This is a genomic window from Acidaminococcus sp. (genome assembly GCF_057597765.1).
In genome coordinates, this window is record NZ_DBMBXK010000001.1 from 192,366 (window position 1) to 215,438 (window position 23,073).

At 58.6% G+C, this 23,073-nt stretch carries 19 protein-coding genes and 1 pseudogene; 2 read left to right on the forward strand and 18 right to left on the reverse strand.

Going from position 1 to position 23,073, the window contains the following annotated elements:
* Positions 1-8: 8 nt before the first annotated feature.
* On the reverse strand, positions 9-2,261 hold the full coding sequence (gene pcrA / locus ACZOF8_RS00935; RefSeq protein WP_441373937.1) for a DNA helicase PcrA: 2,253 nt from the start codon (positions 2,259-2,261) through the stop codon (positions 9-11).
* A 109-nt stretch (positions 2,262-2,370) separates the two neighbouring features.
* On the opposite strand from pcrA, the gene ACZOF8_RS00940 reads away from it, so the two are divergent.
* Positions 2,371-3,756 (forward strand): NCS2 family permease, encoded by a 1,386-nt coding sequence (locus tag ACZOF8_RS00940; protein ID WP_022486671.1) that lies wholly within the window; start codon positions 2,371-2,373, stop codon positions 3,754-3,756.
* A gap of 247 nt (positions 3,757-4,003) precedes the next feature.
* Here the strand turns inward: ACZOF8_RS00940 and ACZOF8_RS00945 are convergent, their stop codons facing one another.
* The 5 genes and pseudogenes from ACZOF8_RS00945 to ACZOF8_RS00965 all read right to left on the reverse strand — a co-directional run.
* A complete protein-coding gene (locus tag ACZOF8_RS00945; protein ID WP_022486670.1) occupies positions 4,004-5,320 on the reverse strand; it encodes an L-cysteine desulfidase family protein in 1,317 nt (438 codons plus the stop codon).
* Positions 5,321-5,332: 12 nt separating this feature from the next.
* Positions 5,333-5,827, reverse strand: coding sequence for a GNAT family N-acetyltransferase (locus tag ACZOF8_RS00950; RefSeq protein WP_022486669.1), 495 nt, complete (start codon positions 5,825-5,827; stop codon positions 5,333-5,335).
* Between the two features lies 1 nt (position 5,828).
* Entirely contained in the window at positions 5,829-7,130 is a 1,302-nt protein-coding gene (locus ACZOF8_RS00955; protein ID WP_022486668.1) for an L-cysteine desulfidase family protein, read from the reverse strand.
* 96 nt (positions 7,131-7,226) lie between these two features.
* Positions 7,227-7,478, reverse strand: coding sequence for a glutaredoxin (locus ACZOF8_RS00960; RefSeq protein WP_487426473.1), 252 nt, complete (start codon positions 7,476-7,478; stop codon positions 7,227-7,229).
* 51 nt (positions 7,479-7,529) lie between these two features.
* Positions 7,530-7,751 (reverse strand): annotated as a pseudogene (locus ACZOF8_RS00965) (hypothetical protein); the annotation flags it as partial.
* Positions 7,752-7,772: 21 nt separating this feature from the next.
* Here ACZOF8_RS00965 and ACZOF8_RS00970 point away from each other — a divergent pair.
* On the forward strand, positions 7,773-7,940 hold the full coding sequence (locus tag ACZOF8_RS00970) for a hypothetical protein (protein ID WP_288174245.1): 168 nt from the start codon (positions 7,773-7,775) through the stop codon (positions 7,938-7,940).
* Between the two features lie 246 nt (positions 7,941-8,186).
* Here the strand turns inward: ACZOF8_RS00970 and ACZOF8_RS00975 are convergent, their stop codons facing one another.
* The 12 genes from ACZOF8_RS00975 to ACZOF8_RS01030 all read right to left on the reverse strand — a co-directional run bounded on the left by ACZOF8_RS00975 (position 8,187) and on the right by ACZOF8_RS01030 (position 23,032).
* Positions 8,187-9,692 (reverse strand): PhnE/PtxC family ABC transporter permease, encoded by a 1,506-nt coding sequence (locus ACZOF8_RS00975; protein WP_022486665.1) that lies wholly within the window; start codon positions 9,690-9,692, stop codon positions 8,187-8,189.
* Positions 9,689-10,441, reverse strand: a complete 753-nt coding sequence (gene phnC, locus ACZOF8_RS00980; RefSeq protein WP_154488410.1) for a phosphonate ABC transporter ATP-binding protein — start codon at positions 10,439-10,441, stop codon at positions 9,689-9,691. Before phnC ends, ACZOF8_RS00975 begins: the two co-directional genes overlap by 4 nt.
* Positions 10,438-11,466 carry a phosphate/phosphite/phosphonate ABC transporter substrate-binding protein gene (locus ACZOF8_RS00985; RefSeq protein ID WP_441369059.1) on the reverse strand — a complete coding sequence of 343 codons (1,029 nt, stop codon included), beginning with the start codon at positions 11,464-11,466 and terminating at the stop codon, positions 10,438-10,440. The genes phnC and ACZOF8_RS00985 overlap by 4 nt, the downstream gene beginning before the upstream one ends.
* Before the next feature lie 226 nt (positions 11,467-11,692).
* Positions 11,693-13,489 (reverse strand): aspartate--tRNA ligase, encoded by a 1,797-nt coding sequence (gene aspS / locus ACZOF8_RS00990; RefSeq protein ID WP_022486662.1) that lies wholly within the window; start codon positions 13,487-13,489, stop codon positions 11,693-11,695.
* Between the two features lie 21 nt (positions 13,490-13,510).
* On the reverse strand, positions 13,511-14,764 hold the full coding sequence (gene hisS, locus ACZOF8_RS00995) for a histidine--tRNA ligase (RefSeq protein ID WP_022486661.1): 1,254 nt from the start codon (positions 14,762-14,764) through the stop codon (positions 13,511-13,513).
* A gap of 53 nt (positions 14,765-14,817) precedes the next feature.
* Positions 14,818-15,882, reverse strand: coding sequence for an AI-2E family transporter (locus tag ACZOF8_RS01000; protein WP_022486660.1), 1,065 nt, complete (start codon positions 15,880-15,882; stop codon positions 14,818-14,820).
* A 12-nt stretch (positions 15,883-15,894) separates the two neighbouring features.
* Complete coding sequence (locus tag ACZOF8_RS01005) at positions 15,895-16,518, reverse strand: MBL fold metallo-hydrolase (RefSeq protein ID WP_022486659.1); 624 nt, start codon at positions 16,516-16,518, stop codon at positions 15,895-15,897.
* Positions 16,519-16,534: 16 nt separating this feature from the next.
* Positions 16,535-16,984, reverse strand: coding sequence for a D-aminoacyl-tRNA deacylase (gene dtd, locus ACZOF8_RS01010; protein WP_022486658.1), 450 nt, complete (start codon positions 16,982-16,984; stop codon positions 16,535-16,537).
* Positions 16,985-16,991: 7 nt separating this feature from the next.
* Complete coding sequence (locus ACZOF8_RS01015; RefSeq protein WP_022486657.1) at positions 16,992-19,214, reverse strand: RelA/SpoT family protein; 2,223 nt, start codon at positions 19,212-19,214, stop codon at positions 16,992-16,994.
* 4 nt (positions 19,215-19,218) lie between these two features.
* Positions 19,219-21,567: a single-stranded-DNA-specific exonuclease RecJ gene (gene recJ, locus ACZOF8_RS01020; RefSeq protein WP_441369058.1), complete on the reverse strand. Its 2,349-nt coding sequence runs from the start codon at positions 21,565-21,567 to the stop codon at positions 19,219-19,221.
* A gap of 8 nt (positions 21,568-21,575) precedes the next feature.
* Positions 21,576-21,971: a LapA family protein gene (locus ACZOF8_RS01025; RefSeq protein WP_279127341.1), complete on the reverse strand. Its 396-nt coding sequence runs from the start codon at positions 21,969-21,971 to the stop codon at positions 21,576-21,578.
* A 113-nt stretch (positions 21,972-22,084) separates the two neighbouring features.
* A complete protein-coding gene (locus ACZOF8_RS01030; protein ID WP_441369057.1) occupies positions 22,085-23,032 on the reverse strand; it encodes a D-2-hydroxyacid dehydrogenase in 948 nt (315 codons plus the stop codon).
* Positions 23,033-23,073: the final 41 nt, after the last annotated feature.

The window sequence follows — 23,073 nt, forward strand, 5'->3', positions numbered from 1 at the left end:
TCTGCTCCTCAGATTTTCTGCAGGATCTTGTATTTGGTGGCCAGCTGTTTGATGCCGCTGCCCGGGAAGGCCACAGTCACCAGCTGACCCTCGCTGCCGTCAGGACGGGCTTCGATGATGGTCCCCACCCCGAACTTCTTGTGCCGGCATTTGTCCCCGGCCCGGAATTCCGGCACCGGACCCCCTTCCGGCACGAAATGGCTCCGGGGAGATGGGGTATCCAGGATGCTGCCTCCCCGGTTCCGGGCAATGTTCCGGAGGCTGGCATGGGTGCCGGCGCTGCCCTGATGGCCCCGCTGACCCCCGTAGCTTCCGTAGGTGCTCCGGCGCACCGCCACGTTTTCGATCAGGTTCCGGGGAATCTCCTGGAGGAACCGGGAAGGGGGATACATGACCACATGGCCGTACACCATCCGGCTCCGGCAGCTGGTGAGATACAGCCGCTTCTTGGCCCGGGTGATTCCCACATAGCACAGCCGCCGTTCTTCTTCCAGTTTGTCCTCGTCTTCCAGACTCCGCTGGCTGGGGAACAGGCCGTCTTCCATGCCTCCGATGAATACCACCGGGAACTCCAGCCCCTTGGCGGAATGGAGGGTCATGAGGGTGACGGAATCCTGGGTCAGCTTGGCGTCGTCGATGTCCGCCACCAGGGCCACATGGTTCAGGAAGTCTTCCAGGGTCTTGTTGTTCTCTTCCCCGGGATCCTTGGCAAATTCGTCGGCGATCCGGAGGAATTCGTTCAGATTGTCCAGCCGGCTCTTGGACTGGTCGGACCCTTCCAGCCGAAGAGCTTCCAGATACCCGGATTTTTCCAGCACCTGGGTCATCAGGTCCTTCACCGGCAGGGTATCCTTCACCCGGGCCAGTTCCTGGATCATGTCACTGAAGGCCTGGATTTTCCCAAAGGCCCGGCCCAGCACCTCTTTGGCCTGGACGGTCTGGAGCACTTCCGGCAGGGTCATGCCGCTTTCTTCCAACAAGCTCCGGACCTTGGCCACGGTAGCCGCCCCGATGCCCCGCTTGGGTTCGTTGATGATCCGCTCCAGCCCCTGGATGTCCCGTTCGTTGGCCAGGAACCGGAGATAGCTCAGGGTATCCTTCACTTCTTTCCGGTCGTAGAACTTCAGGCTCCCTACCATTACATAGGGGATCCCGTTGTTGATCAGGTTTTCTTCAAACATCCGGCTCTGGGCGTTGGTCCGGTACAGGATGGCCATATCCCCCAGTTTGGTGCCGTCATTCTGGAGCTTCCGGATCTGGCCCACCACGAATTCCGCCTCTTCCCGGTCGTCCCGGGCCTGGTAGTAGGCAATGGGCTGGCCGTTGCCATTTTCCGTCCACAGGTTCTTGGGCCGGCGGGCGGCGTTGTGCTTGATCACTTCATTGGCCGCATCCAGGATCACCTGGGTGGACCGGTAATTCTGTTCCAGCTTGAAGATCCGGGCCTGGGGGTAGTCCTTCTCGAAATCCAGGATGTTGCTGATGTCCGCACCCCGCCAGCCGTAGATGCTCTGGTCAATATCCCCCACCGCGCACAGGTTGTTTTCCGGAGCGCTGAGCAGTTTGGCCAGCAGGTACTGGACATGGTTGGTGTCCTGGTACTCGTCGATGAGCACGTAATGGAACTTGTTCTGGTATTTTTCCCGGACTTCCGGCACGGTCTGGAGCAGCTTCACCGTCAACAGCAGCAGATCGTCGAAATCCACCGCATTGCTCTGGACCAGATGCTTCTGGTATTCAGCGTAGATCTCCGCCACCTTCTTGGCATGGTAGTCCTCCGCCTGCCGGGCAAAAGCCGCCGCATCCACCTGGGCATTCTTGGCATTGGAAATGGTGGCCAGGAGCCCCGGAAGGGGATAGAACTTCTCGTCCAGGTTCAGCTTTTTCAGAGCTTCCTTCAGCACGTTTTTGCAGTCGGAAGGATCATAGATGGAAAAAGACGTGGTGTACCCGGGAAGAGCATTGATGTCCCGCCGGAGCAGCTGGTTGCAGAACCCGTGAAAGGTGTACAGCCACACGTCCTTGGCGGAAGGGCCCACCAGGGCATCCACCCGCTGGCGCATTTCCTTGGCCGCCTTGTTGGTGAAGGTGATGGCCAGGATGTTCCAGGGCTTCACCCCTTTTTCCAGGAGGTAGGCAATTTTGGTGGTCAGGGCTTTGGTCTTGCCGCTGCCGGCCCCGGCCAAAATTAAAATAGGCCCGGCAATCTGACGGACTGCCTCAGCCTGCTGTTCGTTCAAAGAAGCTAAAAGGTCTCTCATTTTTTCCTCGATTCTATGTTTTGTTCCCTAATATTCTAACAGATTCGGTCTTTTTTTGCTATAATAGAAGAATCCTTCAAATGAACCTGTTTTAGAAAGGAAGTCTACTATGGAACAATTCTGCGAAAAGGTTTTCCACCTGAAGGAAAACCACACCACCATGCGGACGGAGATCATTGCCGGGATCACCACCTTCATGACCATGGCCTACATCCTGATCGTGAATCCCTCCATCCTGAGCGCCACCGGCATGGACAAAGGGGCCCTGCTGACGGTCACCGCCATTGCCTCCGCCCTGGGCACCTTCTTTATGGCGGCCTTCGCCAACTATCCCTTCGCCCTGGGACCCGGCATGGGACTTAACGCCTACTTTGCCTACACCGTTTGCCTCCAGATGGGGAACACCTGGGAAATGGCCCTGTCCGCCGTACTGGTGGAAGGGATCATCTTTGTGATCCTGTCCCTTACCTCCATCCGGGAAGCCATCTTCAATGCCATCCCCATGACCCTGAAGCAGGCCATTTCCGTGGGGATCGGCCTGTTCATCGCCTTCATCGGTCTGCTGAATTCCCGGATCATCGTAGCCAACCCGGCCACCAAGGTGTCCCTGTATTCCTTTACCAAGGCCATGGCCGACGGCACCTTCCACAGTGTGGGGATCACCGTGCTGATCGCCATGGTGGGGATCCTGCTCACTTCTTTCCTGATCATCAAGAACGTCCGGGGGAACATCCTGTTCGGCATCCTGGGCACCTGGATTTTGGGGATGATCTGCGAAGCCACCGGGCTCTACGTGCCCAATCCGGAACTGGGGACCTTCAGCGTATTCCCTGATCTGTCCCGGGGCCTGGCGTCCTTTGCCCCCATCAGCCCCACGCCCCTGTTCCTGCAGCTGGACTTCTCCCATGTGCTGAGCCTGAACTTCTTCGCCGTCATCTTCGCCTTCCTGTTCGTGGATACTTTTGACACCCTGGGGACCCTGATCGGGGTGGCTGCCAAAAGCGACATGCTGGACGAAAAGGGTCAGCTGCCCCACATCAAAGGAGCCCTTATGGCTGACGCCTGCGCCACCTGCACCGGGGCGCTCCTGGGCACCAGCACTGTAACCACCTTCGTGGAAAGTGCCGCAGGGGTTTCTGAAGGAGGCCGCACCGGACTCACGTCCATTACTGTAGCCATCCTGTTCCTGTTGTCCCTGTTCTTCAGCCCCTTCTTCATGGCCATCCCCTCCTTCGCCACCGCTCCGGCTCTGGTGATTGTGGGGTTCCTGATGTTCTCTTCCGTGACCAAGATCAACATGACCGATCTGACGGAAGCCATCCCCGCCTACATTGCCATCATCGCCATGCCCTTCGCCTACAGCATTTCCGAAGGGATCTCCTTCGGGGTCATCACCTACGTGATCCTGAACCTGTTCGCAGGACACAAGGACAAGATCAGCGGCTTGATGTACGTGCTGGCAGTGCTGTTTGTCTTGAAGTATGTGTTGTTGTAAGGATTAAAAAAAGACCGCTTCGGCGGTCTTTTTTTGTCAGCGGTCAACGGCCGAAGGATGCCAGATGCCCACGCATCTGCCTTTGAACGTGAAACCCGGCGGGTTCCCTCCTGCCGCTAGAGACTAGTGACCAGTGACTGTCAGCTCATGACCATCTGCCCCCGGCAGATGGTCTCCTTTTGCGTGAGACAGAAAAGCGGCCCTGCCCCTTTTCACCCCCGCCCCCTTACACCCTGTGATGCAACTTTTACTCTTTCTCCTCCGGCTGGGGAGCCAGCATGATCTTGATGATCTCCTTATCGGTTTCCCGCATGCCTTCCCGGCCCAGCTGGCTTACGTTGCGGATGGTGGCTTCCACGCCGTTGTTCACGATGCCGTCCCCGCTCTTGAACTCGTTGCCGCTCTTGTACATGGAATAGCCCAGGAGCCCGGCTTCCACGCTGGACGCGATCTTGGCGGCGCAGGAAGCCTTGGCCCCGTCGCAGATGATCCCGGACACGATAGCCAGGGAGTTCACCAGGGTGTGGGAAATGGCTTCGTACCCTTCTCCGTGGAGATAGGCGATGCCGCAGCCGGCGGCGCACCCGGCGCTGACGGCCCCGCAGTAAGCGGACAGCCGGCCGATGCCGGTCTTTTCATGGATGGCAATCAGGTTGGACAGTACCAGGGCCCGGTACAGTTTTTCCTTGGAAACATTCAGTTCCTTGGCATATTCGATTACGGGCACGGATACGGTGATCCCCTGGTTGCCGCTGCCGGAATTGATTACAACCGGCAGTTCACAGCCGTTCATCCGGGCATCGGACCCGGCAGCCGCCTTGGCCACTGCCCGGTTCTTGATGTCGCTGCCGTAGGTCTTCAGCAGCACGGAACCGATGTTGGCCCCGTAGTTCCCCAGCAGCCCTTCTTCAGAAATGGCGGTGTTGCACTGGATCTGGGGATCCAGCATGGGCTTCACGTCTTCGATGTCACAGGTATTGGCGAAATCCAGGATGTCTTTGATGTTCAGCAGGTTCTTGTCCGCCAGGCCCACTTCCCTGGTTTCGTCCTGGCAGCCGGCGCCTCCGTCCTTTTTGGCTTCGTACAGGTTCTTTTCATCCTTCTGGATCAGGACGATGTTGGTGTGGTACTGGGCGATCCGCACCAGGGAAGAATGGTCTCCCTTATGGAGTTTGACAATGATGTCGAAGATCAGGCCATTGTCCACCGCATCCACCTGGATGGGCACGTTCTTCAGGAAGTCCTTCATTGCTTTCTTCTGTTCCGGAGTCACTTCCGCAATGACTTCCAGCTGCTTTTCAGATTTGCCGCCCACGATCCCGGCAGCGGCTGCTGCCTGGATGCCTTTCAGTCCGTCAGTGTTGGGCACCACCACGCTCTTTACGTTCTTGATGATGTTGCCGCTGACGCCGATTTCCACCTTGTCCGGCATTTCACCCAGGATTTCCCGGGCTTTGGCCGCCGCATAGGCGATGGCGATGGGTTCGGTACAGCCCATGGCCGGCACCAGTTCTTCCTTCAAAATCTGTACATAGGTCTGATATCTGTTATCCGTCTTTTCCATGTTAGTCTCCCCTTATTTCTTCCGATTGAAAGTCAGCCGCATCTGGTGCCACACCACATCTCCGTGGGTGGAATCAGAAATTCCTTCATCCACAAAACCGAATTTGGCATAATAGTGGACCAACCGGTCCTTGCAGGTGAGTACCACTCCCTGCCGGCCCTCCGCCTGGGCCGCATCAATGAATTTTTCCAGCACCTTTCCGGCCAGGCCCTGTTTCCGGCGGTGGGGATCCGTGTCCACCCCGAAGATCATCTGCCAGGCCCCGTCTTCCTGGTGCATATCCGCTTTTTCATACATTTCGTCGGTGAGATCCGGGTGATCCGTCACCAGTCCGTTCACAAAGGAAACCAGCTGATCCCCGTCCCACAGAAGGAAAAAGTGATTGGGATAGGCCTTCACCCGGTCCGCGATGGATTTCCGGGTAGCCGCTTCTGCCTGAGGGAAGCAGGCAGCTTCCAGGCTGGCGATGGCGTCCACATCCTGGGGTTTTGCACAGCGAATTTCCATATCAGTCTTCCTCCTTTTTCCCGCTTTTGTTTTTGTCCTGGAGAATATCCACAATGGTCTTTTCCGTTCCCGTCATGCCGGGGGAAGCGATCCGTCCCATGTTCTGCATGGTTTCTTCCGGAGTGGCTCCGTTGATTCCGTGAGCATCGAAGATATAGGCGTCATCCATGGCCAGGGCTGCCGAAGCGAAGGCCATTTCCACTGCCGTCATGCCTTTCATGACGCAGCCCTGGTTGCCTCCGTCGCAGATCATGCCGGTAATGGAACTGGCCATGTTGTTGAGGGCTCTTGTCATGGCCTCTGTATCCCCGCCCTTCAGGAACACCAGGGCGCAGGCGGCACCGGTCCCGGCGGCAATGGCGCAGCCGCAGAAGGCGGACAGCTTGCCGGAGTATTCCTTGATGTACATGCAGATCAGATAGCTCAAGGCCGTGGCCCGGAGCAGCTGTTCCTCACTGCATTTTTTCACTTTGTAAAAAGCGTAGAGAGGCAGGGTGGCGATGATCCCGTGGGCCCCGGAACCGGTGATGCTCATGGCAGGCTTGTCCAGGCCGATGACCCGGGCTTCGATGGCTCCGTTGCAGATAAGGGCCGCGGTCTTCACCACATCTTCAGAGAACACCTTCCCCCCGTTCATGGCCAGGAGCACCCGGGCAAAAGTGGTCCGGGGGCTGTCCAGCCCTTCCTGGAACAGAGCCATGTTCATGGTGAAGGCTTCCCGGATAAAGGCAATCTCTTCCAGAGGCACGGTCCGGGCGTAGTCCGCCAGCTGGGCCAGGGTGTACCGGTGGATTACCGGCACCTGTTCTTCTCCTTCAGCTTCCGTGATTCCGGCGGTTTTATCCAGCAGCGTCCGGCCGTCTTCCGTTACCTTCACTATGTTGGTGTGGGCGTCCTGGATCAGGCAGGAGGCACTGTGGCTCCCGGCAGCCACCCGGGCTTCGATGGAGATCCGGTTGGTGATTTCGCTCATATGGACGGCGATCTTCCCTGCCTTCACCATGGCTTCCGCTGCCTTCACATCTTCATCCGTGATCCCGTCCAGGCACAAAAGCCCTTTGTCCGGGTCTGCCGCCAGGGCTCCCAGGGCCGCCGCATAGGCGTTCCCCACATGGCTGGTGCCGGGGATGCCGCAGGTAAAGGCGTTTTTGTAGATGCCGCTGTTCAGGAACAGCTCCACCTTCTCCGGTTTTTCCGGCAGATGGCGGCAGGCAGTGGAAACCGCCAGGGCAATGGCTCCAGGTTCCGTCACCCCCAGGGCCGGTTTCATATCCTCACGGATCAGTTGGGTCAAAGCATGCATGGTTGTGATCTCCTTCGTTTTATTGGTAAGGACCCGCCCAAAAGGCGGGTCCTCTCCTTGGGCCGCTGACAGTTGGCAGCTGACCGTTGACAGTCTTTATTTCAGTACTTCCTTCAGATCCAGGGTCTTGCTGCCGTCTGCTTTTACGAAGCAGGGGATCCCCAGACGTTCGGTGCCCCGGATTTCAGCGTACAGCGGATCGCAGTCCCGGAGGGCCAGGTACTGTTTCATGTCAGCATGGCTGGCCAGGATATCCACAAAGTCGATTTCCGCGCCGGCAGCGGCCAGCTGGTTCAGGGCATAGAGGGTGTCGGGGCAGCAGTGGCTGCCGATTACTTTGATCTGCATAAGTCATCTCTCCTTATGTTGTACACTGTTTCACAGGTATTATACCAGATTTTATTTGTTCACGCAGTCGCATCCACCGATTTGGGCGACAATGGCTGCTTTTTCCGGATCGGTCTTCCGGTCGGATTTTTTGTCCATCCATCCCTTGCCTTCCACCATCCGGCTGATCATCATGGAAGCCACGGTATCCCCGGAAGAGTTCAGGCAGGTGGCCATGGGGTCAACCAGATAACCGATGGTCACGATGATGGGGAATGCTTCCCGGGGGAAGCCAATTTCGACATCCGGATGTACATGGACATCCTGGACGAGGAGAACATCCAGATCTGCCAGCACACCTACACTGGCCGGATCACCCATTACGGAGCCCTGACCAATATGGTGTTCCAGAACTACAATGTGCGGCTGGAGCAGTACATGATCTCCGTCCCCTCCCCCTACATCGACGGGGAACAGAAATAGGCCCTGGCCTTCGGCATCTCCTCCCATCCCCTGATGCCCACCTCCGCCAAGCTGCTCCTGAGCAAAAAAAGGCTGGAAAAAACTAAGGAGCTGGCCCAGAAACTGACCATCTCCAAGGAAGATATCCGATTGTTGAAGCTGTATAATTTGTTTGTGGTACTGTAATGAAAAGGGCCGCCGGATTTTCCGGCGGCCCTTTTGTCAGCTGACCGTTGACAGGGCTGTTGCGCAGGCAACAGCCCCGTTTCATCTCCTCCCCCTCTCGCTCCCCCATTCCACCGCCAGCACCAGGACAGCCAGGCCCCATAAAAAGGCTCCGGCTTCCTGCCATTTGTACTGCTGGAGGGCCAGGATGAGAGGAGTGCCGATGCCTCCGGCGCCTACCAGGCCCAGGATGGAAGCTTCCCGGAGATTCACATCCAGCCGGTAGAGCAGAGCCGTGGCTGTACTTTTTTTCAGCTGGGGCAGGATGGTCCACCGAAAGGCGGCGGCCCACCCGGTACCCATGGCCCGGCAGGCGTCAAAGGGCTGTCTGTCCCCGCTGTCCAGCCCGATCTGGAACCGTTTGGCCAGGAGACCGATGCTGCACACCCACAGGGTCAGGGTACCGGCAAAGGGGCCGGGCCCGGTAACCCGGAGCCACATGAGCCCATAGACGAAAACCGGTACCGTCCGGATGCCCAGGAGCACCAATCGGGGCAACAGAGCCCCTTGCACCGGCAGGAACCGGAAACTGGAGAAAAAGGCCAGGAAACCGGCGGCCATGCCTCCCCCCAGGGTTCCCAGGAAGGCCATGGCAAACGTCTCGCCCAGCAGCCAAGGCACTCCATCTTTTTCCAGGGAAAACAGCAGGGAAAGATCTGGCGTCAGAAGTCCCCGGATCATGGCCCGGGCTGCTCCCAGGCCTCCCCTGCCTGCCGGTTCCAGAGTTCCCAGGGATCCCAGGAAAAGCACTATTCCCAGTACCACCATCCCCTTTTTCATCCAGGATTGGAGCCGCCACTGGCCGTTCAGCACCTTCCCCAGGGCTTCGCTGAGACTTTCTGAAGCCAGCACAGCGCCGTAAAGCAGTACCAGGATGGACCCTACCCGGCTGTAGGCCCGCCAGGCCAGCTGCTGGTTCATCAGCAGCCCGATGCCCCCGGCTCCCACATATCCCAGGATGGCCGCCTGGCGCACATTGGCTTCCCACAGATACAGGGCATTGTTCAGATACCCGGGGAGCAGCCGGGGCAGAATGGCCCGGCAGAAGGCCTTTCCCCGGCCGCAGCCGGATGCTTCCAGGGCCCGGGCGGTTTTCCAGTCCAGATTCTCCATATCTTCATACCCCAGCCGGGTCATTACCCCGAAGGTACTGAAGGTGAGAGCCAAGGTACCGGCCAGAGTCCCCAGCCCCACCAAGAAGGTGCACAGAAGAGCCAGGATCAGGGCCGGCACCGTCCGCAGCAGCTGGATAAAGCAAAGGAAGGACACCCGGATCCAGGGATGGGGATCGGTCCGCCGGCTGCCCAGGACGGCTCCCAGAAGGCCCAGCAGACTGCCCAGGAAGGAGCCCGCCAGAGACATGCGCACGGTGCCAAGAAGAGGGCCTGCCGCTTCCTGGAAAAATCCCCTATCCGGGGGCACCATGGCCCGGGCGATGTCAAAGAACCGGCTGCCCCGCTCTTCCAGCAGTTCCAGGTCGAAACCTGTCTCGGCCAGGGAGACGGCCGTCATCCCCAGCACCAGGATCCAGACCGTTCTTTTTTTCATGACTCCCTCCTGTACAGCTGCCTGAGTCTGTCTTCCGTCCAGGCCTCCGGCGGCCCCTGGAACAAGATCCGTCCCTGACGGAGCCCCATCACCTGTTGGGAGAAAGCCATGGCCTGTTCCACATTGTGGCTGTTCATGACCACCGTAAGCCCCCGGATCTCCTGGAGCTTCCGGAGAAGTTCCAGAATGGCCTGGCCCGTTCCCGGGTCCAGGGACGCCACCGGTTCATCCGCCAGGATCACCGAGGCTTCCTGGACCAGAGTCCGGGCAATGGCCACCCGCTGTTTCTGACCCCCGCTGAGACTTCCGGCCAGGGTATCCTCCCTGTCTCCCAGTCCCACCATTTCCAAGGCTTGCCGGGCTTTGGACACTTCCTCTTCCGGGAACTTCCCCCACAGGGCACGCCACAGGCTGATCCGTCCCAGAGCCCCGCAGAGCACATTTTCCAGACAGGTGCTTTCTTCCACCAGACAGAAATCCTGGAAGATCATCCCCACCTGCTGCTGGACCTGCCGGCGGTGCTTCCCTTTCAGCGTATCGAACCGTCTGCCTTCTACCCACACTTCTCCGGACAGGGGCCGGACCATGCCGTTGAACAGTCGGAGCAGGGTGGTCTTCCCGGCGCCACTGGGGCCGATCAGAGATACAAAAGAACCCCGGGGCACGGAAAGGGACACCCCCTGAAGAATGGGATGCCCCTTTTCATAGGCCTGGATAATATTTTTCAGTTCCAGTGCGGTCGGGTTCATTGGAGTTCCTTCCGGATTTTCCGTTCCCCGTCATAGTCGGAAGCCTGGGCCCAGTCATACCCTTTGTGGCCGATGGTCTTCAGCACCTTCAGTCCTTCTTCCGTTTTCCCGATTTCGATCAGGGCTTCTCCCAGAGCCTTCCGGAAAGCCGGGTCCTGCATTACCTTGCTGGTTTTGCTTACGCTCACCGTGTCGTTGAAAATCTTCCCGGTGACCCCGATGATCCCTGTCTGGTCCCAGATGGATCCGGTGCCCCCCAGTTTGGCCTGCCAGTCTTTTTCCATCTTGGCCCGGATATGGGAATAAGCCACCATTACATCCACCTGGCCGGAAGCCAGACGGGCTGTGGAAGTAGTGTAGGAATCGGACTGGACCACATGGGACAGGTCCTTCAGGGTCTTCCCGTAATTTTCCTTCAGCCACAGGGAAGGATACAGGTAGCCGGAAGCAGATGCCGGACTCATCACCGCCCAGTTCAGGCTGTCCAGTTCCTCCCAGGTGGGCTTTTCTCCCTGCTTCACCCTGGCCAGCAGGGCCTGTCCCTTGGGGCTGGGGCCCACCACCACAGCAGACCGGTAGTACTTCACCAGATTTTTGGTGAATTTGTCCGGCTGGCCGTTGTTCCATACGGACAGATCCGTGGTATCCTTGTCGATGCCTTCCCGGAGGGCTGTCAGCAGCACATCCACATCCTGGTCACAGAGTACGTAGGTGGCCCCGGAAATGAAGCCCACATCGGCGCTGCCGGCACTAAGGGCTTCTCCCACTGCATTGTAGGAGGTTCCCACGTTCAGGGTGATTTTTTTCACGTCATAGCCCTTTTCCTTCAGTTTGGCCTGGAGCATCTTCCCCAAAGGCTCGGTTTTGGTCCGCAGGGTATCCGCATCCTGATAAGGTGAAATGGCGATTTTCAGTTCCGGAATGGTCCTGCTACCGACCTCCTGTTTCTTTTCCGTGCTGCCGCAGCCGCCCAGGACCATGGCCCCGGCCAGCAGCACCCCCAGCATCTTCATCCAGTTCTTCACAGTACTTCCTCCTTTTCTACACAAAAAAACCGGCTGCCGCTTTCTTGGCGACAGCCGGTTTTTTGTACGGTTCCCAGGATGCGGCAGAGAGACTCCTCCCTCCGGCGGTCGGTACTTGGGTACCCTCTCAGCCCGGTCCACGGGCTCCCTCGCATCCCGGTCCCTGTTGCGTCCTTCCGCAAGGCAGGATCAGGGCGCTCCCCCTCATCCCACATGCAGACCGGATTTATTTCTTTTCTTCTTTTTCCTTCTTCACAACCGTGCTCCGGATATGGAGTTCCCGCAGCTGCTTTTCGTCCACCACGTTGGGCGCCTGGCACATCAGGTCGATGGCACTCTGGGATTTGGGGAAAGCAATTACGTCACGGATGGAAGGCCGTTTGGCCATGAGCATCACCAGACGGTCCAGGCCGAAGGCCAGACCCCCATGGGGAGGTGCTCCGAATTCAAAGGCTTTCAGCAGGAAGCCGAATTTTTCCTGAGCCTGTTCGTCGGTCAGGCCGATGGCTTCGAAGACCTTCTTCTGGATGTCTTCCCGATGGATACGTTCGGAACCACCGCCGATTTCCACCCCGTTCAGCACCATGTCATAGGCCTTGGCATATACATGGCCGGGATCGGTGAGCAGCTTATCCACATCTTCATCGCAGGGAGCGGTGAAAGGATGGTGCATGGCCACATACCGGTGTTCTTCTTCGCTGTATTCGAACATGGGGAACTTCACCACCCAGGTGAAGCACAGTTTGTCCTTGTCGATGAGACCCAGACGCTTGCCCATTTCCAGACGCAGGGCGCCCAGAGCGGCAGCCACCACCTGGGGTTTCCGGTCGGCCACGAACAGCAGCACGTCGCCTTTTTCCGCCTTGCCGGCTTCCAGGATCCGGTGCATTTCTTCGTCGGAGAAGAATTTGGCGATAGGAGATTTGATGGAACCGTCATCGTTGACGATGATCCAGGCCAGCCCTTTGGCCCCGTAGATTCCTACGAATTCCACCAGCCCGTCCAGTTCTCTCCGGGGAATCTTGTTGTAGCCCTTTACGTTGATGGCTTTCACCAGGCCGCCCTTTTCGATGATGTCCTTGAACACCTTGAACTGGGTCCCCTGGAGGGCTTCATTCATGTTCACCAGCTCCATGCCGAACCGCAGGTCCGGTTTGTCGCTGCCGTATTTGTCCATGGCTTCGTCCCAGGTCATCCGGGCCATGGGCACGGGAACGTCCACGCCCAGGGTTTCTTTGAACACATAGGCGATGAGTTTTTCCGTGAGGGCCATGATGTCATCCTGGTCCACAAAGGACATTTCCATATCCAGCTGGGTGAATTCCGGCTGACGGTCGGCCCGCAGGTCTTCATCCCGGAAGCACCGGGCAATCTGGAAGTACCGTTCCATCCCCGCAATCATCAGCAGCTGTTTGAACAGCTGGGGAGACTGAGGCAGCGCATAGAACTTGCCGGGGTTCACACGGCTGGGCACCAGGTAGTCCCGGGCCCCTTCCGGGGTGCTCCGGATCAGATCCGGGGTTTCGATTTCCAGGAAGTCCTGCTTGTCCAGGAAGTCCCGGACAGCCTTGGTCACCCGGTGACGGAGGATCAGGTTCTGCTGCATTTCCGGACGCCGCAGATCCAGATACCGGTAGCGGAGACGGACGTTTTCATCCACATCGATGCCATCCTGGATATAGAAGGGCGGAGTCTTGGAAGGATTCAGCACGTTCAGATCCTTCACCACCACTTCCACATCCCCGGTGGGCAGGTGGGGGTTCACGGTTTCAGCGCTCCGTTCCCGCACCAGGCCCCGGACCTGCAGCACATATTCGCTGCGGACCCCTTCCGCCTTGTGGAAATCCTTTTCGTCATGGGCCGGGTCGATGACCACCTGCACCAGACCGTGACGGTCACGGAGATCGATGAAGATGATGCCGCCGTGGTCACGCCGTTTGCTTACCCAGCCGCACAAGGTAACTGTCTTGCCGGCATCTGCTTTTCTCAAGTCACCGCAATGATGACTGCGTTCCATACTCATTCTTGTTAACACCTCTGGTTTTTATTTGTTGAAATAGGCTTCCAAAGCCCCGAAGCAGACTTCTTCCTGGCTGCTGTCCGCCATGTTCCGGACGGTGACAGCCCCTCTGGACCGTTCTTCTTCCCCGAAGATCAGGGCGAAACGGGCCTGTTCCCGGTTGGCCTGTTTCATCTGGGCCTTCATGCTCCGTTCCACCAGGTTCATGTCGCAGACAAGTCCCTTGTTCCGGAGATTGGTGACCACCCGGAAGGCATCGGCCACGCCCCCTTCGTCAGGAATGACGGCAAAGATGTCGATGGCTTCCTTGCCGGTGGGCAGCAGGTTCTGTTTTTCCATGGCCAGGAGGATCCGTTCCAGGCCGATGGCAAAGCCCACACCGGGAGTGCTGGGCCCGCCCAGTTCTTCCACCAGGCCGTCATACCGTCCGCCGCCGCCCACAGCGCTCTGGGCGCCCAGGGGGGAATACTGGATTTCGAAAGCGGTCTTGGTATAGTAGTCCAGCCCCCGTACCAGGTTGCTGTCCACTTCATATTCCACGCCGGCTTCATCCAGCAGCTTCTTCACGGTTTCGAAGTGAGCCCGGCAGTCGTCGCACAGATGGTCGGTGATTTTGGGGGCACCGGCCATGAAGGGTTTGTCCGCATCCACCTTGCAGTCCAGGATCCGCAGCGGGCTCCGGTCGAACCGGCTCTGGCAGTCTTCGCACAGTTCACCCAGATGAGGACGGAAATAGTCCTGGAGCAGCTTCCGGTGCTGAGGACGGCAGTTGGGGCAGCCTACGGAGTTGATCTTCAGTTTCAGGTCCTTCAGGCCGAAACGCTTCAGCACCGTCAGGGCCAGGAGGATCACTTCTGCATCCACCACGGGAGATTCCGCCCCCAGGGCTTCCACCCCGAACTGGTGGAACTGTCTCATACGGCCGGCCTGAGGACGGTCATACCGGAACATGGGTCCGATATAGAACACCTTCAGCGGCATGGGTTCCGCATACAGTTTGTTTTCCACAAAGGACCGAACCACGGAAGCGGTGTTTTCCGGGCGCAGGGTCAGGCTGCGGCCGCTCCGGTCCGTAAAGGTGTACATTTCCTTGTCCACTACGTCCGTGCCGTCCCCGATTCCTCTCTGGAAGAGTTCGGTGTGTTCAAAAATCGGGGTTCTGATTTCCTGATAGTTGAATTCCCGGCATACTTCACGAATGATTTGTTCTGCATAGCGCCAGCCATTGATGGTGCCCGGCAGAATGTCTTTGGTACCACGCGGTGCCCCTGTTAACATAAAAATCCCCTCCGTCCTCACGACTTGTTTGAACTTATTAATTTTAACACAGTTTATTGGTTTTTATCAACCTGGCCTTTTTCTCCCGCATGCCAAAAATACCCGTACAGCACCTTGATGATGGCCAGCACCGGCACGGCAAAGATCAGACCGGCCACTCCGCCGATCTGGCCCCCCACCATCACCGCCAGGATGATCAGCACCGGGTGCAGGGTGATGCTGTGGCCCATAAGATTGGGCATGATCACCTGGGCATCCACCTGGTAGTACACCAGGTACAGGATCAGCACCTTAAGGGCCAGGGACGGCTTCTGGAGCAGGGCGATGAACACCGCTGACAGGGTCCCCACCACCGATCCCACCAGGGGGATCAGTTCGCTGATCATGGCCAGGAACCCCAGCACCAGGGTGTACTGGACGCCCAGGAGGGAAGTCCCTGCTGTCAGGCAGACGGCGGCAATGAAGCACAGCTTGAACATGTTGTCCACATAGGCACAGAGCATCCTTCCCATGTCCGTCAGCACCCGGTCCGCCAGGTCCTGCTTTTCGTAAGCGAACAGGCCCACCACCATCTTCTTCAGGGTCCGCCAGTCCTTCAGGAAATAGAAACTGAGGAAGGGGACCAGGGCCATGCTCACCAGGCTTTTGGCCGCCTGGACTGTGGAGGCCAGCATGTCCTTCAAAAGCCCCATAATGTAGCTGCTCAGGCTGCTGGCCGCCTGCTGGAGCATGTCCCGGGTATTGGGGGGCAGCTTCTGGGCTTCACTGCCCAGAAACAGGCTGATGCTTTCGTTGGCCCGGGCGGCCAGTCCCGGCATGGCTTTCAGCAGGGTGTTCACCTGGGTCACCAGGGGAACGATCAGCACATTGGCCGCTGCATACAGGAACAGCCCGAACAGCAGAAAGGCAATGAGCACTGCCAGGGTATTGGGAAAAGGATGGCCCTTCACCTGGATCCTTTCCAGCCGGTCCACAATGGGATACAGCAGGAAGCTCATGCCGATGGCCAGGAACACCGGCAGGAACCAGTGTCCCAGGAGATAGAAAGCCCCAAAGCCCAAAAGGCCGAAAACCAGCTTCACCACCAGGCCCCGGGGCCGCTGCTGATACTCCGTCATAGGCTCACGACCTTACTGGAGGAACGGGTTCCGGCGCTTTTCCCAGCCCACTGTGGTGGCAGGGCCGTGGCCCGGCAGCAGTTTATAGTCGTCGGGCAGCACCAGGAGCTTGGTCTTGATGGAATCCAGGATGGCGTCATAGGAGCCTCCGGGCAGATCCGTCCGGCCGATGCTTTCCAGGAATACCGTGTCCCCGCAGAATACCACCCCGTCCCCGATGATGCACACCCCGCCGGCGGTATGACCCGGGGTGGCGGCAATGGTGAAGTCCATGCCGGCTACCGTGAGTTTTTCCCCGTCGGTGAAGAATTCATCGGGGGGATCGAATTTTTTGTCCCGGTTGGTGGAATAGGACAGGCTGCTGTTCCACACCCGGAGCATGGGAGCGTCTTCCCGGCTCATGTATACTTTGGCGCCGGTGGCGTCCTTCACTTCGTCCAGGGCGGACACATGGTCCCCATGGCCGTGGGTGATGAAAATGGCCGGTACCTTTTCAATGCCGGCTTTCTGCACCGCATCCATGATCCGGTTGGCTTCGTCCCCGGGATCCACGATGATTCCCTGGTTGTTTTCCTCATTTTTGATGATGTAACAGTTTTCCTGGATCGGCCCTACGACCACCCGATAGATTTTCATGTTGCTCTGTTTCCTCCTAAAAAGTCTTTCCGCTGTCCAAAAGGATGGTTACCGGCCCGTCGTTTACCAGGGCCACTTCCATATGGGCCTGGAACTGCCCGGTGGCCACCGGGATCCCTTTGGCCCGGAGGCTGTCCGCCAGCTGCTCATACAGCCGGTTGGCCACATCCGGGACCGCCGCCTGGGTAAAGGACGGCCGCTTCCCGTGGCGCACATCCCCATACAGGGTGAACTGGGACACCAGCAGGATGCTGCCGCCCACCTGGGCCACGGACCGGTTCATCTTTTCCTCTTCATCCTCGAAGATCCGGAGCCCGGCCAGTTTTTCCGCCAGGTAGGCTCCATCCTTTTCCGTATCCTCCCGGGACACCCCCAGGAGCACCAGGAGACCAGGGCCGATGGCCCCTACGGTCTTTCCTTCCACGGTGACGGAGGCTTCCGTCACCCGCTGTACCACTGCCCGCATGGTTCCCTCACATTCCGGACACTTTCCGGTCCACTTTGTATACGCCCTTGATCCGCCGCAGCCGTCCGATGATGTAGTTCAGCTGTTCCACGCTGCTGATGTCCAGCCCCATGTCGATGTAGGCGGTTTTGTTGGGATTGGTATGGGCATTGATGGAATTGATGTTCACTTTGGTTTCGCTGGCCACGGTCATGATGTTGGCCATGACCCCGGGCTGATCCACCGCCGTAAGCCGGAGCACCACCTTGTAGGCTACGTCCGTATCCACATTCCAGGACACTTCGATCATCCGGTTGGGATCTTCCGTATTGGCCAGCACATTGGGGCAGTCCGCCCGGTGGACGGAAACCCCGTGGCCCCGGGTGATGTATCCCACGATCGGGTCCCCGGGAATGGGGTTGCAGCATTTGGCCAGCTTCACCATAATGTCGTCTTCCCCTTTCACCAGGATCCCGTGGCTGCCCTTGTGGGTCTTTACGGTCTTGGGTTTCAGCTCGCTGAGGAGCTGGGACAGGTTCTTGGTGGTGTTCTGGCGCTGGGTCTTCTTGTACAGATCCACCAGCTTCACCATGACTCCGTTGACCATCAGGCCCCCATAGCCCAGGGCTGCCAGCAGGTTCTCCACGCTGCCGTCCATATGGCACCGGGAGGCCACTTCCTTCAGGTTGTCGGAAGTGAGCATGGTATTCACATCATAGCCCAGCCGCCGACATTCCCGTTCCAGCATTTCCCGGCCGTTGACGATGTTTTCTTCCCGCCGTTCCTTCTTGAAGAACTGTTTGATTTTGTTCTTGGTCTGGCTGGATCCCACAATGTTGATCCAGTCCCGGCTGGGTCCCGGAGACTGTTTGGAGGTGATGATCTCCACAATGTCCCCGTTCTTCAGGTGGTAGTCCAACGGCACAATTTTCCCGTTGACCTTGGCTCCCACACAGCTGTTGCCCACCCCGGTATGGACCCGGTAGGCGAAGTCGATAGGCACGGAGCCCTCCGGCAGGTCCAGCACATCCCCCTGGGGGGTGAACACGAACACTTCGTCGGAGAACACGTCCATCTTCACAGTATTCACGAATTCATGGGGATCCCGCATGTCCTTGTGCCATTCCAGCAGCTGGCGCAGCCAGGCCATCTTGGCATCCACGCTTTTGTCCGAAGCGCTGGGCATTTTGGAGCCCCCGCTTTCTTTGTACCGCCAGTGAGCCGCCACCCCGTATTCGGATACCTTGTGCATTTCAAAGGTCCGGATCTGGATTTCCAGAGGCTGTCCGCTGGAAGCCACCACGGTAGTATGGAGGGACTGGTACCCGTTGGATTTGGGTACGGCGATGTAGTCCTTGAACCGGCCGGGAATGGGTTTCCACTTCCCGTGGACGATCCCCAGCACCCCGTAGCAGTCCTTCACCGTATCCACCAGCACCCGGACTGCCAGCAGGTCATAGATTTCATTAATGGTCTTGTGGTCCCGCTGCATCTTTTTGTAGATGCTGTAGAAGCTTTTGGGCCGGCCCTGGATCTGACAGTTGATGCCGGATTCCTCGCACAGCTTCCGGAGTTCGTCCATGGCCTCCTGGACCATGGCTTCCCGTTCGTGGCGCTTCACCTTCACCTGTTCCACCAGTTCATAGTAATGCTGGGGTTCCATGTACCGGAAGGCCAGATCCTCCAGTTCCCATTTGATGGCGTAGATCCCCAGCCGGTGAGCCAGAGGGGCGTAGATTTCCAGGGTTTCCGAAGAGATCCGTTTCTGCTTGTTCACGGGCATGTATTTCATGGTCCGCATGTTGTGCAGCCGGTCCGCCAGCTTGATCAGCACCACCCGGATATCCTTGGCCATGGCCAGGAACATTTTCCGGTAGTTCTCCACCTGCTGTTCTTCCCGGGAGATGTATTCGATTTTCCCCAGTTTGGTGACCCCGTCCACCAGCATGGCCACTTCCCGGCCGAAAATGTCTTCCAGCTGGTCCAGGGTCACTTCCGTATCTTCCACCACATCATGGAGGAAGGCCGCCGCCAGGGTCACATCGTCCATCTGGAGCTGGGCCAGGATGGAGGCCACTCCCAGAGGATGGATGATATAGGGTTCCCCGGAAGCCCGTTTCTGCTTGGCATGGGCTTCCGCCGCAAAATTGTAGGCTTCCCGGACAAATTCCACCTGCCGGGGGGTCAGATATTTGCTGATCCGGGCGTAGAACTCCTCCGCACTGATCGGCTTGTCATCGAGCTGTTCCATGGTTTCACCTTCCTGCTGCCCAAAGAGCGGCGATTTCCGCCGGCTGCAGCCTCCAGCTGCGGTTCAGGGCCTGGAAACAGGCGTCATATTCCGCCTGCAGGGCCTGGAACCCTTTGGATTCCTGCATATTCTTGTGTCCCGTATCTCCCAGGGAAACCAGTCCCGCTTCCCGGGTGAACAGGTGCAATTCGTAAAAAATGTCCAGTACAGCCTGGCTGATCCGGCAGCCGTTGGGTGCCGTCAATTGGAGCAGCTGGGCTTCCTGGCAGGCGCCCTGCTCCCGCAGCCGGTTCCGGATGGTTCCGTAGCACACCCGCAGACCGGCCACATCAGGATACTGCCGGCGCAGGGCGTCCCGCCGGGCCAGGAGATCTTCCCGGCCGTACAGAAGATAGAGCCGCCCGGGCTGGTCCCCTTTCAGAGGGAATTTTCCCGGCTGGAGGACTTTTTCCGCGCCCCCGTCCCAGAACACCACCGTGGCAGTACCCTCCGGCAATGGTGCCCCGTAGGACAGGATACAGGCTTCCGGATATTTTTCCTTCAGGGCTACACTATCCTCTACATATACTACCGTCTTTTTATCTTTTTGTAAAATACTATTTACCTCTGTCTCCTTGTTCCGGTTCTCATGGCGCCAGTCGATGATGGTATAGGGGGCTTCCACCGCCGCCACTTCCAGATCCACCGCCGTCACCCCCCGGAAGGTGTTCAGCCGGGGAGAAAAGGCCAGTGCCGCCGTTTCTCCGGGATAGAAGGAATGGAACCGGGGCCCTTCCTGCCACAGGAGGCCCTTGTACCGGAATCCCCCCTGGGCGATCTGGAACTTCAGATGGTTCTGGTCCCGGCCCAGGAGAGAGACCTCTTCGATTTTCGCTTTGGCAAAACCCAGTACAGGAGCCGGGTTCCCCACCCCGAAGGGTTCCAGTTTTCCCAGCTGTTCCACCGCTTCCGGGGTGATTTCCCGGCCTTCCGGCACGAACCAGTCCGGTTCCGCTGCCGGTTCATAGGGTTTGTGGTCCAGCATCTCCGCCACCACCTGGGAAAAAGCGTCCCGGAAGGCAGGGATCTCCGCCGTCTTTATGGTGAGCCCGGCCGCCTGGGCATGGCCTCCGAACTGGACCAGATGGTCCCGGCACCGGTCCAGGGCCTGGTACAGGTCCAGGGGCGGGATGCTCCGGCAGGATCCTTTGGCCGTATCCCCGTCAATGGACAGGAGCACCGAAGGCAGATGGTATTTTTCCGTCATCCGGGAGGCCACAATGCCGATGACCCCGGGATGCCAGCCTTCTTCTCCCAGCACCAGGCTCCATTCCGGACTGCCCTGGGCTGCCAGCTGGTGTTCCGCTTCCTCAAAGATCTTCTGGCTGAGAGCCTGGCGTTCCTGGTTGGCGGAATTCAGTTCCTCCGCCAGCTCCCGGGCGGTTTCCGGTTCCTGGGCCGTAAGCAGCTTCACCGCGGTCATGGCGTCATCCAGCCGACCGGCAGCGTTGATCCGGGGCCCCAGGCCGAAACCGATGGTGCCGCTGTTGATGGCAGCCCCGGGGGCCACGGTCACATGGATCAGGGCCTGGAGTCCCAGGAGCGGACTGTGGGGCATTTTGGCCAGTCCTTTCCGGACGATTTCCCGGTTCTCATCCCGAAGGGGCACCATGTCCGCCACAGTGCCCAGGGCCACCAGTTCGATCAAATCATCCCAGAACAGATCCGGATTTCCCGTCAGCTTCTGTTCCAGGGCCTGGCACAGTTTGAAGGCCACCCCCACCCCGGCAATGCCTTTGAAGGGATACCCATCCCCGGGCTGGTTGGGATTCACCACCGCCAGGGCCCGGGGCAGTTCCCGGGGAGCCAGATGGTGGTCAGTGATGATGATGTCCAGGTCTTTGGGAGCCTGGGCCACCACCTGGGCGCCGCTGATTCCCGTATCTACCGTGATCAGCAGTTTCGTCCCCCGGCCGGCGATCTTTTCCAGGGCCGGAACATTGAGGCCATATCCTTCCCGGTCCCGCCGGGGCACGTACACATCCACCTGGGCTCCGTGGCGGCGGAGAAACAAATACAGCAGGGAACTGGCCGATGTACCATCCACGTCGTAATCCCCGTAGATAGTCATGGGTTCGCCCTGCTGCAGTGCTCTGAGGATCCGTTCCACAGCCCGGTCCATATTCTTCAGCCGGAAGGGATCATAATAGGGCTGTTCTTTCCCTTCCAGGAATTCCTTCACCTGGGCCGGATCCGTCAGGTTCCGGCGGACCAGGATCCCGGCCAGAAGGGGCGAAAGGCCCAGTTCCCGGCACAGGGCCTGGACCTGGGGCTCCCGGTCTTCCGTATGCTTTCTGATTTTCGTATAGATCATATTCCTTCTTACTCCTTGGGCCGGAAGGGTTTGATAATGGGGTCTTTATCCTTTTTCACATCAAAGGGTCTGCTTTTCCCTTCTCCCCGCCGGGGCAGATCCATCCGGGGGATCCGGAAGCTGTCCATCCGTTCCCGCTGCTGGGCCTCCCAGGCTTCCTTCTTTTCTTCCAGCTGCCGGAGCTGTTCCTTCAGCTTCCGGTCTTTCATATAATGTCCCGCTTTCACCTTCAGGGTCCACAGACTGGCCAGGAGGAATCCCAGCAGCAGGCAGCCCATGATAATCAGGGCCAGGGACAGGGAAAAATGCCAGATGAGGAAGCTCACTTCCACAGCCGCCGCATTCTGGAGTGCAAAAATGGCAATGAACAGGGCAATGATGCCCATCAGGATCACATAAAGCATGACGCACGTCCTTTCCATGAAAATTCCGAGGATAATACACCTGCGTGATGTTCTATTATACCGTATTTTGGGGAGAAAAAGAAGGGGCTGTTGCCTGTGCAACAGCCCCTTCTTTATACGCTCTTCTTGTATCCCGTTTTCCGGTCCACCACATTTTCCAGCGGCTCACCGGCCAAATAGTGTTTCAGGTTCCGGGCGGCAATGGCCACGGCTTTGTCCCAGGTCTGGGGCAGGTGATGGTCCCCGCTGATGTGGGGAGTGATCAGGAGATTGGGCACATCCCACAGGGGACTGTCTGCCGGCAAAGGTTCCGGATCCGTCACATCCAGAGCCGCCCCGGCCAGATGCCCTTCCGAAAGGGCCCGGGCCAGGTCCTCCTGGACCACCGCATTTCCCCGGCCGCAGTTGATAAAGAAGGCTCCGGGCTTCATGGCCTGGAACATCCCGGCATCATACAGATGGGTGGTTTCCGGTGTCCCCGGCAGCACGCTGGCCACTACATCCGCCTGTCCCAGGAACCCTGGCAGATCTTCCAGGGTCCCCATTTGGTCCGCTTCGGTCGGGATTTCCCCCCGGTGCCGGCGGATGCCGATCACGTGGGCCCCCAGCAGCCGGCACAGCCGTCCGTAAGACCGGCCGATGTCCCCAAAGCCCACCACCACCACGGTGGCCCCTTCCAGGCTGGTCACTTCCCCTTCATCCTTCCACTGATGCTGCAGCTGGTTCCGGTGGTACAGGTACAGCTTCTTCTGGAGGGACAGAGTCAGGGCCAGCATATGTTCCGAAAGAGCCTGGCCATAGGCTCCGGTGCAGTTGGTCAGCTGGACGGAAGGATCCAGGATCCCTGGTTTGCAGTAGGCGTCGGCCCCGGCGGAATTCAGCTGGACCCATTTCAGACCGGCAAGGCCTGCCAGCTTTTTAGGGGCCACATTGCCGATGATCACTTCCGCCCCCTGGAGGGTGTCCAGGTCCTTTCCGTAGCAGAATTCCGCTCCGGGAGCCGCCTCCTCCAGCACTTTTCTGTCCTTTTCCCGCATAAACATGGGTACCGCGATTTTCATGGTATCAGTCCTTTCCTTGTGGGCTGTCGGAAGGAACCCGT